The organism is Fischerella thermalis PCC 7521, assembly GCF_000317225.1.
Taxonomy (GTDB): domain Bacteria; phylum Cyanobacteriota; class Cyanobacteriia; order Cyanobacteriales; family Nostocaceae; genus Fischerella; species Fischerella thermalis.
In genome coordinates, this window is record NZ_AJLL01000023.1 from 134,705 (window position 1) to 151,545 (window position 16,841).

The following is a 16,841-nucleotide window of genomic DNA, read 5'->3' on the forward strand; positions in this document are numbered from 1 at the left end:
GTGTGCATCTGTGTTCGTTTCTTATCTTGTATCGCATCCAATTGCAAACTACTATATGTCTAACTATAAAATTAGGGCTGAGAAAATATATTTTTATTATTCGACCACCGATGCACACAGATAAACACAGATGACCACAGATAGTTTTTTCGTGTGGTTTTATGTTATTGTTTTTGACTAATAAATAATTTTTGATAAAACTCTAGTTGTTGTTTTGCTAAAGCTTTGTTTGTATATTGTGCTATTGTTTTTTGGTAGCCCATTTCACCTAAGTTTTGGGCAAAGTTTGGCTTTTCTATTAGTTGGAGGATGCAATTAGCAAGGGCTTGGGCATTTCCTTCAGGGAATACTAAACCAGCATCACCAATTACGTGAGGAATTTCACCAGAATCAGAACCAATGACAGGTACTTGACAAGCCATTGCTTCGATTAATACATGACCGAATTGTTCTTTCCAACCTATGGCGGTTAATGTTTTAAATTTGTATGTTGTTTCTGATGGTAGTACTAGGGTGTTCATTAAGTTGATATATCTACAAACTTGATCATGGGGGACGCTTTCTACGATGATTATTCTGTCTTGAATTTTATTTTCTGCGGCTTTATTCATTAACTCTGTTCGCAATTCTCCCCGTCCCAGTAGCAGTAATTTCCAAGGTTTATCTTTTGGTAGAAGAGTTAAAGCATCTATCAGCGTTAACAAGCCTTTTTCTTTGACAAATCGCCCCACGAAACCAACAATAAATTCCTCTGGTTGAATACCTAGTTGTTTGGCTAATTCTGGTTGGGGTTGAGGGTAAAATACACGTTCATCTATACCTAATTGAGGCATGACTTTAATAGGACCTTGGTATCCACGTTGACGTAAAATTTCAGCACCGTCTTGATTGCCAGAAATAATCCCGTGGGTGTTTTGTAGATTATATTTTTCTAATAAAGCAGCTGGAAATTTTAATGCGTATGGTAAGTTCCACCAGGTAAAAAATAAGTTTTTTGCTTGCAAATTTAATAATTTATTTAAGGTAATCATTTGAGCATAAGCAAGACTTCTCGAAGCTTGCTCTACTTGAATGATTTGGGGACGAAACTGTTGTAACAAAGATATTAATTCTGTCCCAAAAGTCAATAATCCCTGATGATTTTGACTAAAATTAGAAACAGGTATGATGCGAAATTTACCTTCTTCTTGATATTGTGGTTCGATAATTTTGTTTTGCACTCCCCCAGGTTGCCACTTTTTTGGCACTACAACAGTTACTTCAATGTTGGGTTCTAACTGGGATAAAACGCGTAATTTTTCACAGTTAAGGTCTACAATATAAGTATGGCTAGCGACTAAAATTTTCATAAAATTATGATAATAGGTAATTGAAATGCAGAGTATTTGTGTAGAGAATTTGCTATGTATTAATGATTTTTTTACTCAATAATGACCAACCAACAACAATTTAAACACTCTCAACTTGTTTATCTAGATGAGTGTAAATTTGTCCATCATTCCATAGAGATTGGATGATTGTTCCTAAAGCTTTCGCAAAACCTAATGTGTAGAAAATGGCGCGGGTGAAAACTTTGATAGGTGAACCACTTTTGTGACAAGGGGGACGTCCTAAGACGTGACAATCAAACAAACGGGCGTAAAGACGTAAAGCTTGACTCGCAGTAAGATTTTTCAAACCCAGCAAGAAATGATTGTGATAGAAGGTGAGTTGATATTTGAGCGATCGCATACTAATATCATGACAGCCACCTGTCTCTTCCCCTAAATGCACTAAACTAGCTTCTGGGTCGTACCAAATCTTATAGCCTGTTCGCCGCAACCGCAAACAAAAATCGGATTCTTCTCGAACTGCACTACCGCAAAATCTCTCATCAAAATGTAGTCCGTGCTTGGTAAAAATTTCGCGGCGAAATGACATATTACAACCCCTTGCTGTCAGAACTTCTTGGGGTTTGACTGTATGTACTAAATCTATATAATACCAAGCAATACCAGGATCCATTGCTTGGGGAGGTAAATATTCGATACTCTTGTAAGGTATATCTCCCTGTGTTCTTCCTTGGGCTGTATCAGCTATTTTCATTCTGTCAAAAACTCGCCCAGCAACAGCCCCTATTTCTGGTTTATCTAAATAATTTTTGGCATGAGCTGTTAAAAATCCAGAATTTAACTTGACATCATCATCAATAAATAAAATTATCTCTCCTTTTGCGCGTCGCACTGCATAATTGCGCGCCCCTGGTAAGCTAGCCCAATTTAAACGGAACCATTGAATTTTACCTGCTGTTGCTTGTTCTGATAAAAAAGCTTCAATTTCTGGTTCGTGTTTTGGAGTTTGATCTACTACTAAAACTTCAAAATTTGAGTAGTCTTGTTTCAATACGTCGATGATACTGTCTCGCAGTGGTTCTTCACGACCATAAGTTGGAATAATTACAGAAATAAAAGGTAAATTCATATTAATAGTTATTTGTCATTTGTTAGTAGTTAGTGGTTGGTGGTCATTTGTTAATATTTATTCTCCCCATCACCCCATCACCTTTTTCCCTGTCTCCCCTTCGGCTTGTGCTTGTTGCAGTCTTTCCATTTTGTCTATAGTCGGCAATTTTAAAAGAATGCCAGCAGCAAACCAATAATAAACAGCAACTGGATCAACATCCAGAGGATAGTAATAAGTGTTGTAACTAATAAACAATATAAACACCCACATAGCAGCACCGTAACTGCGGAAATTACGGTTTTTTACCAATCGATACTGCCGGAAACAAATAATTGTTAAGGTAGTGACTAAAACTATGAATCCTAATAACCCAAATATTCCTACTTCATAAAGAACTTTCGGATAATAGGTTTCTACTAATTTAGTGGGACCCATTGCACGGGCGGAATTAGTAGCACGACCTAAACCACTTCCGAATGGGCTATCTACACTTTTCCAATTTTCTTCAAATTGTTGAACTATAAATTCATAGGGAGGAGAAGCATTCCAACGGGCTATAAAACTGTCTGTTCTCTCTTGGACAACGGTGGGATTACTCACTATTGCAATTCCTAAAAGTAGGGCTAGTCCTCCAAATATAGGAATAAACTTTTTCAAATTAGCAATTTGACCAGTCAGTACAAGTAACATTACAAAACAGACTGGCACTAAAGCTAAAGCTATTCTTTGTCCAGAGATAACTGCATTAATAAATACAGATGCCATTGAAGCTAAACTGATAATCCGCCAAATAATCGAAGGGTCACTAAAGCCAGTTGCAAAAGTGAAAAATGTGCTAGAAATGAGAAACCATGCCCATTGCCAAGGTGCAACAAATGTTCCTGGCAAGCGAATCATTCCTTGACTAGGGCTATAAACTAGTGAACCGCCAAAAAAACATCGTGCTTCCAATGAAGCTTTAAATAAAGCAGCACCTTCCGCATTTCTTGTACCTTCACATATGCCAGTTAATAATAATAAATATTGAATAAATCCTAGTACACAGGCAACAAGAATTAAAACAATTTGTAAGCGTGAAATAAATAGAAAATCCCGCTTATTACGAATCAAATAATAAACACAAGTAATCAGAGGTACATAGCCTAAAAATACTTTTAAGCCCAAAATTCCCATACCAAGAGGGAATTCTTTGGGTGCTTGTTTAAAGAGTCCTACAGGAGGCGGGTTGAACTGCTGTCCACCATTTATAAATAACAGTGTGATTATGCACAAGCCTAATAGAATATATAGTGGGGTTTTAATTCCTTCAGGAATAATTATCGGTAGTTTCTGTTTGCGGCAATTCTGCCAAACTGCAATTAAAGCAGGAACATAGAAAGCGTCTTTCGCCAATTGTAATACGGGACTATTGCCGATGTAGTAGGTGATAGTTCCGCCAAACGGCACATAAAAAATAAAGGCAAACAAAGCTTGGCGGGGATATTTGTAGGCAAGGGACATAACTATTATTCCCATTACAGCCGGGACAGCCGCCTTAATTCCAGCTGCTAAAAAAAGAATAAAACCAATGAATAAACCCCCACCAATGGCGGGAGTTAGTGTATTAATAAGTTCTTGACGTGCCTGTGCTGCTTTGCGTTTTTGGGCTAAACGTTCTTTGAGGGTAAGAGTAGGAACCTCTTGTTTTTTCTGCTTTTTTGTTTTTCTATTTTTCTGATTTATTTTTTTCTTTTTCTGGGATTTTTGCTTTGATTTCGGCATGATTTGCTATCAATACGTCCCTAGAATAGCTGATCATAGCCTTGTAAGGATGAAAACGTAAATAATCGTCCGATTATCCCTAATCTGCTGCGTGCTGATGCTACCAATCTCAGCCGTTAATTACGCAGTATGCTAAAAAATTGTCTGTTTGCTAGTTATCAAGCCAGGATTCCCATTGTCTAACTGGAAGCACCTTGGCCAGGACTGCTACGCAGAAATCGCGATCGCCCGGCAAAAGTACCTGAAAAAGTACTTTACCGGATGAAGAATCACTTAGAAGTGCGGGATATTACTGAAGCCCAAGTCGTGGACTGGGTGGTGTTCAACGAGAGAATACAGCAAAGGTTTAGCGTGATCACTATTTAATTAGTCGACTTGCAAGAGTCCGAGAATAACCATTGCGAGCGAATTTTTCTCCGAGAATTTGTTGATAAACAGCTTCATAACCGTCCACCATGCTTTTCACGCTAAAATGTTGTTCTACGTGAGTGCGACAAGCACGACGGTCGATTTCTCCTATACGATTGATTGCCTCTACAAAATCTTCAATGCGATCGCACAAAAAGCCTGTCTTACCATCCACAATAACTTCTGGCACTGAACCCAAAGGTTTTGCAAGTACAGGGGTTCCAGCCGCCATCGACTCGATCATCACCAATCCAAAAGGTTCGCGCCATGTGATGGGGAATAGCATTGCTAAAGCCCCACCTAAGAGTGCATTTTTCTGTGAGTGACTAGCTTCACCTAAAAATTCAATCTGCTTGCCGTCAATATGAGGCTTAACCTGGCTCTCAAAATAGTCTATATCTACCTGATCAACTTTACCCGCCATTTTAAGTGGTATACCCACTCGTTTAGCAATCTCAATGGCGATGTGTGGCCCCTTTTCTGGAGACATTCGTCCCAAAAATGCCAGATAGGCAGGATCTTGTGGTTGGGAATAAAACTGATGGCTGTCTGTATCAATGCCATTGTATACAGTTGCAACATAGTTTAACCCCAATTTTGGCTCTCGCTGAGCATTGGATATGCTAACAAAAGGTTGCTTGTAACTTGTAGAAAAAATTTTTTCGTTATCTGGAGTGAATATACCGTGTAGTGTGTGAACTGTAGGAGTGGTAACGAAATCTGCGTAAATTAAAGCTGGATAACCTACATGAGAATGAATGATGTCAAATTCCTGTGCTTGTTGATATGCGCGGCTTAGTAGCAAAGTTTCGTAAACATTATATTCTTTAACATTAGGGTCTAAACGCAAAGCTTGAGGATAAACGGACTCTAATCTTGCGGAAGTGATCGAATCCCCCGATGCAAATAGCGTAACTTCATGACCACGCCGGACTAATTCATCAGTTAATAAACTGACAACCAACTCAACACCACCGTACGCAGGAGGAGGTACTCTTTCCCACAAAGGAGCAATTTGAGCAATTCGCATGTCAATCTCCTAATTGCTAAGAAATAGCTCAAAGAATTGATTTAATTCAGTCTCTGAAGAATAAGAGTTTTGATTAGAATTTAGCAGAAAGATAGATTTAATCGTAAAGACCTGTAAACACTACATACCAAGTAGAAGGAACCGTACTTAATACTAGAAGTGTATTCTATATGATATTTAAATTTAACCTTCTCCGAATTCTAATTTCAGTTACCAGGTGTGCAAAACCTCACTCTCTAATTCGTGTTGTCTGGATTTTCACTACATAAAACTTGAGGCAATATTGTGAATGTCAGCAGTTACAGAAGTTGAAAACTGCAAAGTCTAAATAAATCAGGTATCTAGTGATCAATGCAGAGGTCAATAATATTATGATGATTCGCTACTTGCAACCAATCCGCGAACTAGAAAACTTGCGTCGACAAATGGATCTAGTTTTTGATGAACTCTCAGCACAAACTGCTCAGACAAACGATACATCAACAGCTTGGGTTCCTGCTGTGGAGTTAATTGATACTGGTGATAACTTGGTTTTCTACGCACAATTACCTGGTGTAGCAGCTAAAAATCTGGATATACAGGTAACTCGTGATGCTGTAGCGATCGCAGGGGAACGTCAGCGTCAGCATCAGTCTGAAAATGCCAATTACCTACATTCAGAGTTTCGTTATGGCAAGTTTCAACGCGTTGTGAACTTACCTGTTGCTGTACAAAATGACAAAGTGCAAGCAGATTTTCGCGATGGTATCCTGACTCTGACTCTCCCGAAAGTTGAAGAAGTCCGTAATCGCGTTGTTAAAATTAATTTGGGTGAAAGTACTGCTGATGCTGAGAAAAGCATAGATACAACTGCTCAAACAGTTAACTCTCAAAATTAGTTGGAAATTGCAGGTAGTCAATGCCCATCATTGTTACTTGAACATTAATTATTTAGTAAATAAATAAACTTCACTCTTCCTAAATATAGTCGAGTGAGGTTTATTCTTTGTCTACGCGATCAGCGAATTGAGTAAAAACGTGAGGTTCCTCGCGTTAAAAATATGATGTTTTAGAAAACGAACACAGATGCACACCGATAAACACAGATAGATTATCAGTGTGCATTTGTGTTCATCTGTGTTCGTTATTACCAGGAATTTTCATACTTGTCACAATACCATTACTTCAGCAAATATTCTTTCACAAACATCACAGTTGCATAGAACTGGAAATCAATATTTTGCTTCTTACTAAACCCGTGTCCTTCATCTTTCGCCATCAGATACCAATCTGAATCTCGGTCAGTAATAACATACAAACCTTTGCCATCTCTGCTAAATAATCCGCCTCCGTAGGAAACTTTCTCTGTGCCTCCCTTGGGTGTAATTAATTTTTTCTCGCCAGAGTTGGTATCTACTAACCATAAATAACTTTCATTTACAGAAACATATTCCATTGCCAGCATTTGACGGTCATCAGGCGACCAATCCAACGGCATCCAACCACCACCCTCAACTTGTGCTAGCAAGCGATCGCTCTGGGTATTTTTTGGGTCAATAATGTAAAAATCGTTATCTTTGCCCGTACGGCGAGTCGAGGTGTAAATCATGCGATCGCCATCATTAGACCATATACCCCGGCTATTTTTAGACTTACCATCGGTCAGTAAGGTAATGTCACCCGTCGCCAAATCATAACGGTAATTCTGGTTAAATTCATTACCGCCAATATCCTTACTAAAAATAAAATAATCGCCCTGGGTTGGTTGGAAACTCCCTCCGCCGACGCGTTCTGGGAAGAAAGTCATTTGCTGACGGCTACCAAGGGGGAATTTGAGCAAATGCACTTGGGGAGTATCAGCGAAACGGGTGGAAATTAGCATTTCACGCCGGACTGGATGCCAACTAGAAAGACTAGCGGAACGAAAATTGGTGTAGCGATTAACCGTTTCTGCCAGTGTTGCTGGAATTGGTGGAATTCCCTCTAAAACTAGGTTTTCATTGGGGGTAATCACAGAAGTTTGAGCAGCAACCATGAAACTTGGTAGCAGAAAGACTACAAGTAGTGTAGCAAACAAGAGTGATAAAAATCGCATCCTTGGACTCAAGAAGGCTGAAGAGTGAAGTATAAAGTATAAATTTTTCTTTTCTATTTTTCCTCTCCTTCAGTTCTATTTTTAAGGTGGGCGACGCCCACCCTAGAGAAACAATTTACTCAAATCCACGGAAAACTGTTGTAATTATGCTTCCTTTGGCTCTACTAAATTTTCTGCACCTTTGACGACTTTTGCCGATTCAATTTTGTCACCTGCTTTTATTTCCCGTAAAACATCTTTTCCTTCGACGACGTAACCGAAAACAGTGTAACGACCATCTAACAGATTACGTCCAGCTGGAGTAAGTTCTGGTTCATAAAGGAAGAAGAAAAATTGTGAAGAACCACCGTTGTTGTCACTTTCGGGACGGGCCATGGCTACTGCACCATAGGCAGAAAATGGCAGCACAGGTAAATCAGTGTAACGGCCTGCTTGTTCTGATGTAATACCATAAGTTGGTTCTTTGTCACCTTCAAAAAGGATTTCCAAAGGAATAGCCCGGTATTTTTTTGTTTTGGGGTCAATAAAGCCTACTTCTTTACCTGGTGGATCACCAGTTTGTACAACATAAGATTCTTCTGCACGGGTAAAGGGTAAGCCATCATAAAAACCCCGTTGTACTAAATCAACAAAATTCCCCGCAGTAACAGGGGCACTATAACCGTCCACTACAAGAGTAATAGTACCCTTTGTAGTTTTCATTTCTATGGTGGCACGACCTTTGAGTTGCGGTAAATTGCTATATTCTTTGGGAACTTCAAAGGGGAATCCCTGCACCATCAAATCTTCTAAGTCACCGACGAGATTTAATAGCTCGGCTCGTTTTGTTAAGATTTGTTCTTTGTTTTTGGTTTTAGCCGCTTCTTCCAGGCTAGTTAGACCTGATTTCAACTCAGAAATCAAAGCTTCGGCTTGGGGTTTGTTGACTTCTGGTACACTAGCCAAAATTTGAGCAGGATTGTTAAGAATCCGTGATGCTTTGCTGAGGTCTTTGGAAACAGCACCCCAGCGCCGATTGGCCCGTAGTTGGTTTGATATATCTTCCAAGCTGCCTTGCAGTTCCCGCACAGGCTTATTATCTATTGGTAATGCATAACGCAACAGTGCTTTACCGTCAGTAATTGCATTTCCTGCTGGTAGTCCAGCACTAGTGGAGGGAGTCCACCCAGCTGTACTTACCCCTAAAAAAAGTGTTACCAACAGGAGTGTAATGAGAGTATTCTTCAACCGAGATTTTAATAACTTGAACATGGGATGGCTCAAACGCAGCATCAATTTCTTGACTAAAACAATTCGGAAATGGGAATTCGCGCTTACTGGACTTAACCATCAATAATCTTCCCACAGTACAGGAAACATCTGTCAGGTAAAGAGAATAGAAGCCAGAGGAGCCACTGTGGTGGATGGGTTTCCCGGTATAAAGGACGTGGCGTGGCACAAGGATAAATACTAATACTTCACCCTTCATTCTTGTTAAAATTGACAAAATTTTGAAAATAAGATAATTGAGAGTAAAAATTAGGTAAATGACACACCGCATCTATAATTGAATTTGTTGAAATTGACTTGTTAATCAAAACACAGGTGGACAATCTCATATGACAGGTAAAGGACAGGGATTTGGCTTTGGCTTAGGAAAAATGAAAGAACTAGCTGAAGCCTTTAAGAAAGCTCAACAGGTGCAAGAAGGAGCAAAGCGACTTCAGGAAGAACTGGAGCAAATGGAAATTGAAGGTGAAGCCGGCAATGGTTTTGTGAAGGTAGTAGTCAGTGGGAACCAAGAGCCTAAACGGGTAGAAATTTCCCCTGATGCCCTTAATGAAGGTGCAGAGGTACTCTCTGATCTGGTAACTGCGGCAATGAAAGATGCTTATAACAAATCCACAACAACAATGCGGGAACGCATGGAAGAATTGACAAGTGGATTGGAACTTCCTGGGTTCTAGATTTATGGTGATTTGTCATTTGTCTTATTCTAATGACAAGGGACAAAGGACTAAAAATTTCTATGCCTTACAAACTTTTGTTTGTCTGCCTGGGAAACATCTGCCGATCGCCTGCGGCAGAAAACATCATGAATTACTTGATCGAGCAGAATGGGTTGAGCGAGTCTTCTTTCCAGACGCCAGGCGATCGCATTATCTGTGACTCTGCTGGCACATCTAGTTATCACATCGGTAGCCCACCTGATCGACGTATGAGTGCTGCGGCACTTGAAAAGCTAGGAATCAAACTCCGTGGTCGCGCTCGTCAGTTTCAAAAGTCAGACTTTCAAGACTTTGATTTGATCTTAGCTATGGATCGAGAAAATTATGACGATATCCTATCTATGGATCCAACGGGACAATATCACCACAAAGTGCGTTTGATGTGTGACTTTTGTTCTCGGCATACTCTTAAAGAAGTTCCAGATCCCTATTATGGTGGTTCAGAGGGCTTCAATCAGGTGATTGAACTACTCCTTGATGCTTGTGATGGTTTGCTGCAATACGTTTCTAATCAAGAAGACAGAAGGCAGTCGCGATGATATTTCACCACCTAGTATGAAAAACCTCACCCCCTACTCCTCTTTTGAGCAAGGAGAGGTGCTGAATCCAGGGTGAGATTTTTCGGTTTTTTGGCAAACTAGGCTTTTAAGAAGCAGGGAAAAGGGAAAAGAATGTTCTCAGATGAGGTAGTAGGGTGAAGTCTTCTGCCCATCTGCCCATCTGCCCATCATCAAGTTTTCCCTTTACTCAACCACTAATAGTCTCGTCTACGCAGTCCCAATAAGGGGCCAAGCCCCACTCCAGCGACAAAACCACCAATATGCGCCCAGTAAGCTATTCCCCCCGTCTCTACGCTCATATTGGCAGCTGCTTGTAAACTGGCGACACCAGAAATCACATTTTGGATAAAGAAAAATCCGATCAGAAACAAAGCAGGAATTCTCACAGTGGTGACAAAAATACCTAAAAATATTAACGTCACAACTCTTGAGTGCGGAAAGGCTATAATATACGCTCCTAAAATCCCAAAAATTGCACCACTTGCTCCCAATGAAGGAATCTGAGAATTCATGCTGATAAACCACTGACATAGGGCAGCGAAAGCACCGCAACTGAGATAAAAAATTAAATACTTAAAATGCCCCAATCTATCTTCAATATTGTTGCCAAAAACAAATAGAAAGAGCATATTTGAGATTAAATGCCACCAATTACCATGTAGGAATTGAGACGTAAATAATGTTGTCCATTCGCCAGCGAAGTTGGTAGTTAATTGTACTGGTATAACTGCATATAGCTGCAAAAACTGATTCAGTTGTTCAGTTGATAGTTGGAGTTGATGCAGAAAAACTAAAACGTTCATCCCAATCAAACCATAAGTTAGATACGGAGTGATTCGTGTTGGATTTTCATCGTACAGAGGAAACACAGGTTTTGTTCCTATAATCTATTAACTGCAATATAGCTTGTGTGCCTGCTCAAAAAATAATAATCAAAATCAAAACTTGAGTAATAAAAATTACATGTTATGCTTGTGTCAGCCTGGATTGTATTTGCCAGAGCATGTGAGAATACTGACAATTAAGAAATAATATGTTTACTTATTCACTAGCTTTTCAGTATATTTCTGTAGAAAATTTCATCTTTCTCTCAATTCTCGGTCAACGTTAAACCTCGAATAAGCTGTCAGATGAACACAAATATTAATTCAAACATAACCGACATCATTGCTCAGCATCTTCCCCTGATAGAAAAAATTCCTAATAAGGCTCCAGAACAGGCAAAGTCGGATTCCCCAAGAATAGAGTTGTTCGAGCAAAACTTCATGCAACTGTGGCAGGAAATCACACACAGTTTTGAGAAATTGCTGCAAGAAGTCAGGAAAAAGCGGCAAAATGTAGATATCGACTTGAAAAAGCAAGTAGAAGTGACATTGCAAGTCTGTCGAACTTACACAGGAATTCCTTCTATTGACGAAATTGAAAGGCGTGTGGAAATTGAGAATAGCTACGAAATTGTATATGAAAAGTACCTGAATGAGGTTCGCACCTATTTCTTGCAACATCTGTCGTCTTTAGACGATGGACTGAAGCGATCGCTTGAGCAAGTAAAATCTCAAATAGCAGAGATACTGATTACCAAAACAGAATTAGGAAAACTCACTGACAGCAAAGGTTCTGAATTCATCAAGATACTAGCAACAGAAATACCAGATCAACTCATTCCAGGCGTACCGAGTAAACTCAAAGTTGCATTTCAAATCTTGGCTGAGTTAGAACTAAACTATCGAGAATTTATACTTTATCGCATTCGTCCCCATCTAGATGGGCTTACTCCTCAACAAGCACAAACCTTGAAGTTGACTATCTTGCCTTCTGCTGAGCAAGTATTTCTCAATCTCAAGATAGCTCATGCCGAAAGTGTTCGTAAATGTGAAAAAGCATTAAAACAGTTGCTGAGTGAACCTAGTCAAGTTGCTTTTGCGATCGTAGAAGAGTTTGTTGATCGCACAATACGGACAGCAGATGTGGAAAATGAATGGCGAATCTTACTACAAAAATTACAACCAGGTTGGGATGATTTTTTGGTTCAACCAGAGCAAATTCAACGCGAGTGGATCAATTCTCCACAGCAAAACACATATGCAAATATAGCCATGAGTGAAGTTGATGATATTTTTGCACTCATTGACTTTTAAGTCATAACAAAAATTGGTACAAATATTTTTTACCCCACCCTACCCTCACCCTCCCCGTAAACGGGGAGGGAATTAACTTTTCCTACTGTAAACGTTGGGAATAAGAGGAGTTTCTAGGACTTATGCAAGAGGTTTAACTTAACTTTATCTACGATAAGAACCAGGATTTATGTAAGTACGATTAGGTGTCCGCAGGACAGTACCGTTAGGTCCTTTGTAAACATCGTAACGAACACCGTTATAGAGAGTGCGACCGTTGGGACCCTTTACTACGTCACGATTAACACCGTTATAGATGATAGTACCATTCCGACCCTTGTAAACATTGCGGTTGACACCGTTAACGATAACACGACCATTGGGACCTTGATAAACTGTCGGTTCTGCATGGGCCATAATAGGAATAGCAGTTGTGCCAAGGGCAAGAGCAGAAGCAAAAATTAGATATGAGCGTTTTAAATTCAACATAATTATCACTCCTCATTGATCATTGAGTATTTTGGTTAAGTAGGTCAGACTAAATCAACATACTTTACTGTTATCATAGGTAGCATTTAGTCATCAGTAATTAAATACTACCTACTAGAATATACTATTTGCTCAGTATACTTGTATTCGCTCCTAACGGTTAAATTGTTGACGACGTGAGCGTTTACTTTCACGCATTTGTTGTAGTTGCTGTCTTTGTTCAGGAGTCAAAACAGCGTCAATTTGAGATTTTTGAGACTCCATTATTTGCCGCATTTGAGCTTTTTGATCTTCAGTAAGATTGAGGGAGGCTTTTAGATTGCGTCTATTTTGACGATTTTGCCTTGCATTTGCCAACTGTTCCCGTTGTTGCGGGGTGAGAACTGCATCCATTTTAGCTTTTGTATTACGGCGGATTTCTGCTATTTGGGCTTTTTGTGCATCTGTTAGCCCTAAACTTTGGAGTGGACTTTTACCTTGAGGAACTTGTGCTACTAGGAAAGGAGATGAGGTTGTTTGTGCTTGAACTGCAAAGGGAAGAGCAGTTAAACTGAGGACAACGGCACTAGTGATCAGTGATATTTTGTTGAGTGTCATTTGTGAATCTCTAGCTTTTTTCTGGGTTTATTTATCTCCATCTTACGGAGTGATATTTAACAGTTACATGAGGAGAAAGTCATGTGTAACCCATGACTTAAGTCATGTTTATTACGTGACAATTAATATAATGTAAACTCACGTCAATCTCTTTAAAATTAGTTCTAGTTGAAGTAGCCAATAATAAGTAATAGGCAATGGGCAATAGAGAAAATACGTGTAATTAGTTCTGTCTAATTACTCGCATAAAAATATCTTTTTACCTTTTCCTTAACTTTGCCGATTTGCCGTGATCACCACTTCGTGGAAACCCCGATTGTTCCATTTTTATAGGAGGTATATTTTTGTGAGTAGACCAATTAATATTAGCAATCATCCTTTTCGGTTTTTACTTTATTTGGAATGGGTATTACTGATTATTTCTGCTTTTGCTGTTTTAATACCTTCTCATTTTCAACGTTTTAACAATCAGTCTATAGAGTTAACAATTCTTAGTTTGCTTGTTTTTGGGTTAATGGGCTTGAGTCTACCTACAAATAATAAAAAAATAAAGGTAATTTACACAATCATAGAAGTAATTTTAATTTTATTCATTTCCTTTTATAATACTAAACCATCTGGAAGATTTTTCCCATTTTTATACTTGGTTTTAGTAACTCGTAGCTGTTTTATTTTTCAAATGCAAGGTCGTTTGATTATAACAGCTTTATCTTTTATATTATTTATGGTTTCTTTATCGCAAAGAAAACCTCCTCGTGTATCAGTACAAATAGCACCGTTTATCCAAGAAAGATTTTTATTTTATAACTTTGTAGTTGCTCTATTATTTGGATTAGCTTTAGTGTTTGTATTAATGTTGATGAATACAATTTTATCTGAAAGAAAAAGTCGAGATGAACTAGCGATCGCTAATGAAAAATTACGTCAATATGCTTTAAAAATAGAAAATCAAGCAACTTTGGAAGAACGCAATCGTATTGCTCGAGAAATTCATGATTCTTTAGGACATTCTCTGACTGCTTTAAATTTACAATTAGAAACTGCTCAGAAATTGTGGCAATCTAATCCAGAAAAGGCTCAAACATTTTTAGCAAGAGCAAAAGAATTAGGTTCAAAAGCATTACAAGATGTCCGACAATCAGTTTCTACTATGCGTTCTCATCCGTTACAAGAACAATCGTTAGAACAGGCGATCGCTAATCTAGCAGAAAATATGCAGCGTACAACTGGCATCTTACCAATGCTCAAAATAAATGTAGCTTATCCTATTTCTGCTGAGATTAGTACCCCAATTTATCGAATTATTCAAGAATCATTTACAAATATTTGCAAATATGCTCAAGCTACAAAAGTTAAACTGGAACTGACAACTACAGATACAACTTTATATTTACTAATTGAGGATAATGGTAAAGGTTTTGATTTAGGACAAAATACGACAGGTTTTGGACAGCAAAGTATGCGCGATCGCACTTTAGCATTAGGTGGAAAATTTAATATTAACAGTACTCCTGGTTCTGGTTGTCAAATTAAAGTTGAAATCCCATTACTGAGGTATAGGTAATGATTAAAGTCTTGCTAGTAGATGACCAAAATTTAATTCGTCAAGGATTAAAAGCATTATTAGAACTAGAACCAGATTTAGAAATTGTTGGAGAAGCAGAAAACGGAGAGGCTGCTATTACTTTGATTGAAGAATTACATCCAGATGTGGTATTAATGGATATCAGAATGCCAATTATGGATGGAGTTGCAGCCACACGAGAAATTCATAAGCGTTTCTCTAACATACAGATTTTAGTATTAACAACTTTTGATAATGATGAATATGTAACAGCAGCATTACAAAATGGCGCAATGGGCTATTTACTCAAAGATACTCCTTCCGAAGAATTAGCTGTTGCTATCCGTGCTGTGCATAAAGGATATACTCAATTAGGTCCAGGTATAGTCAAAAAACTTTTAACTCAATTCCCACCAATTGCACCCAATAACTCCCCATCTCCGCCACCAAGTTTAGCTGAACTGACTCCCAGAGAAAAAGAGGTTTTGCGGCTAATTGCAACTGGTGCAACTAATAAAGAAATTGCCCAACAACTTTATATTTCCGAAGGCACAGTCAAAAATCATGTCACTAATATTTTAAATCGCTTAAACTTACGCGATCGCACCCAAGCAGCAATCTTTGCCAACTCATTTTTATCTTATTTAAACTAATAACATGTCTACCCTAACTTTGTACATAAATCCGAATCATCTCCTCTTGTTTCTCTGCGTTCTTTGTACCTCTGTAGTTAATTAAGGAAATATCTGAACCCAGTCACGTTACTATGGTAAATCTATGATCATTTAGCCCGTCTCTGTTTCTCTTTCTTTAATATCACAAGGGGATCTCTGACAGCAGTAACTGCTTCTGGGCGGAATTGTAATGAGGGATTTTGCAAAATATTTAGCGCTTTTTCCAAATGAGAGATAGTTGTATCTATTTCTTTGATAGATAATTGACTAAGATTTTCTTGCCAACTCGAGCTAATATCACCTAAAGCATAAGCTGCACTGTGACGAACAGTTTGATCTGTATCTTGTAGACGAGTAACTAAAGCAGGTACAGCTGGTGTTGCTGCTTGACCGATACTACCCAAAGCAGAGATAACATTTACCCGCATCCAAGCATCTTTATCCTCTAACTTTTTCATCAGTGCGGGTACGGCAGATGCTGCATCTTTTCCCATAGCGCGTAAAATATGAGCTGCGCCGTAACGTTCTTGTTGATTCTTGCTGTCTAAACCAACTACTATGTAAGGTACATAGGCTTGTCTACCCATTTTAGCGATCGCTTGGACTGCGTGAGAACGAACAGTTGCATCCTTGTCATCAATTGCACGCATCAGAGCCGGTATAGCTTGGGCAGCATTAGGGCCAATTTTAGCAATAATGACTAATGCACTAGTACGTACTTGCGGATCACTATCTTGTAAAGCTGCAATTAAAGCGGGAACAGCAGGCTTACCCACTGTTGCTAAATAATCTATAGCAGCAGTACGCTGTTGGGGGTTCTTTAAGCGTTGGATATAAGACCTAATTTGTGTTTGGCTTAGTGACTGTGCTGAAGTAGTGTTGATAATTACTAAAGGCGATGAAATACAAATCAAAGCGATCGCGATTTGGGAAACTATGACTTTTAAGCGCAGTTTGTGAGTAAATCTAGTCACAAGCATAATTTTGGCAATTTATTTCTCCGATGAAACAGACAAAGCCCTGAAAAAATTAGTTCCACCTTCAAAGCAGAAAGCATAAGTGTACGGCTGATGTGAATTGAGTAGAGAACAGAAATCATGTTTTCAAATCGACCACAGATACACACCGATGGACACA

16 protein-coding genes are annotated in these 16,841 nt (G+C 38.8%); 6 read left to right on the plus strand and 10 right to left on the minus strand.

The window, feature by feature from the left end; genetic code table 11:
• Positions 1-164: 164 nt before the first annotated feature.
• From hpsO to UYK_RS0105800, 4 genes are all read right to left on the minus strand, one after another.
• Complete coding sequence (hpsO, locus tag UYK_RS0105785) at positions 165-1,349, minus strand: hormogonium polysaccharide biosynthesis glycosyltransferase HpsO (protein ID WP_009457848.1); 1,185 nt, start codon at positions 1,347-1,349, stop codon at positions 165-167.
• Between the two features lie 100 nt (positions 1,350-1,449).
• Positions 1,450-2,460, minus strand: coding sequence for a hormogonium polysaccharide biosynthesis glycosyltransferase HpsN (gene hpsN, locus UYK_RS0105790; RefSeq protein ID WP_009457847.1), 1,011 nt, complete (start codon positions 2,458-2,460; stop codon positions 1,450-1,452).
• 69 nt (positions 2,461-2,529) lie between these two features.
• Complete coding sequence (gene hpsL, locus UYK_RS0105795) at positions 2,530-4,203, minus strand: hormogonium polysaccharide biosynthesis protein HpsL (RefSeq protein WP_009457846.1); 1,674 nt, start codon at positions 4,201-4,203, stop codon at positions 2,530-2,532.
• Between the two features lie 358 nt (positions 4,204-4,561).
• Entirely contained in the window at positions 4,562-5,641 is a 1,080-nt protein-coding gene (locus UYK_RS0105800) for a glycosyltransferase family 4 protein (protein ID WP_009457845.1), read from the minus strand.
• Between the two features lie 371 nt (positions 5,642-6,012).
• Between UYK_RS0105800 and UYK_RS0105805 the strand changes: the two genes are divergently transcribed.
• Positions 6,013-6,519, plus strand: a complete 507-nt coding sequence (locus tag UYK_RS0105805) for an Hsp20/alpha crystallin family protein (protein ID WP_009457844.1) — start codon at positions 6,013-6,015, stop codon at positions 6,517-6,519.
• 281 nt (positions 6,520-6,800) lie between these two features.
• Here UYK_RS0105805 and UYK_RS0105810 read toward each other — a convergent pair whose 3' ends face one another.
• Complete coding sequence (locus UYK_RS0105810; protein WP_009457842.1) at positions 6,801-7,715, minus strand: TolB family protein; 915 nt, start codon at positions 7,713-7,715, stop codon at positions 6,801-6,803.
• Positions 7,716-7,859: 144 nt separating this feature from the next.
• Positions 7,860-8,987, minus strand: coding sequence for a peptidylprolyl isomerase (locus UYK_RS0105815; protein WP_009457840.1), 1,128 nt, complete (start codon positions 8,985-8,987; stop codon positions 7,860-7,862).
• A gap of 326 nt (positions 8,988-9,313) precedes the next feature.
• Between UYK_RS0105815 and UYK_RS0105820 the strand changes: the two genes are divergently transcribed.
• Entirely contained in the window at positions 9,314-9,661 is a 348-nt protein-coding gene (locus tag UYK_RS0105820; RefSeq protein WP_009457839.1) for a YbaB/EbfC family nucleoid-associated protein, read from the plus strand.
• 62 nt (positions 9,662-9,723) lie between these two features.
• A complete protein-coding gene (locus tag UYK_RS0105825) occupies positions 9,724-10,242 on the plus strand; it encodes a low molecular weight protein-tyrosine-phosphatase (protein WP_009457838.1) in 519 nt (172 codons plus the stop codon).
• 215 nt (positions 10,243-10,457) lie between these two features.
• On the opposite strand, the gene UYK_RS0105830 is transcribed toward UYK_RS0105825, so the two are convergent.
• Complete coding sequence (locus tag UYK_RS0105830) at positions 10,458-11,132, minus strand: rhomboid family intramembrane serine protease (RefSeq protein WP_009457833.1); 675 nt, start codon at positions 11,130-11,132, stop codon at positions 10,458-10,460.
• 261 nt (positions 11,133-11,393) lie between these two features.
• Between UYK_RS0105830 and UYK_RS0105835 the strand changes: the two genes are divergently transcribed.
• Complete coding sequence (locus UYK_RS0105835; RefSeq protein WP_009457831.1) at positions 11,394-12,401, plus strand: hypothetical protein; 1,008 nt, start codon at positions 11,394-11,396, stop codon at positions 12,399-12,401.
• Positions 12,402-12,545: 144 nt separating this feature from the next.
• Here UYK_RS0105835 and UYK_RS0105840 read toward each other — a convergent pair whose 3' ends face one another.
• The gene (locus tag UYK_RS0105840; RefSeq protein ID WP_009457829.1) at positions 12,546-12,869 is read right to left on the minus strand and encodes a hypothetical protein; all 324 of its coding nucleotides are present in this window, start codon (positions 12,867-12,869) and stop codon (positions 12,546-12,548) included.
• 153 nt (positions 12,870-13,022) lie between these two features.
• Positions 13,023-13,466, minus strand: a complete 444-nt coding sequence (locus UYK_RS0105845; RefSeq protein ID WP_009457827.1) for a Spy/CpxP family protein refolding chaperone — start codon at positions 13,464-13,466, stop codon at positions 13,023-13,025.
• Between the two features lie 346 nt (positions 13,467-13,812).
• Between UYK_RS0105845 and UYK_RS0105850 the strand changes: the two genes are divergently transcribed.
• The gene (locus UYK_RS0105850; RefSeq protein ID WP_009457825.1) at positions 13,813-15,030 is read left to right on the plus strand and encodes a sensor histidine kinase; all 1,218 of its coding nucleotides are present in this window, start codon (positions 13,813-13,815) and stop codon (positions 15,028-15,030) included.
• Entirely contained in the window at positions 15,030-15,683 is a 654-nt protein-coding gene (locus UYK_RS0105855; protein ID WP_009457823.1) for a response regulator, read from the plus strand. The genes UYK_RS0105850 and UYK_RS0105855 overlap by 1 nt, the downstream gene beginning before the upstream one ends.
• Positions 15,684-15,811: 128 nt before the next feature.
• Here UYK_RS0105855 and UYK_RS0105860 read toward each other — a convergent pair whose 3' ends face one another.
• Positions 15,812-16,684 carry a HEAT repeat domain-containing protein gene (locus tag UYK_RS0105860; protein ID WP_016871078.1) on the minus strand — a complete coding sequence of 291 codons (873 nt, stop codon included), beginning with the start codon at positions 16,682-16,684 and terminating at the stop codon, positions 15,812-15,814.
• Positions 16,685-16,841: the final 157 nt, after the last annotated feature.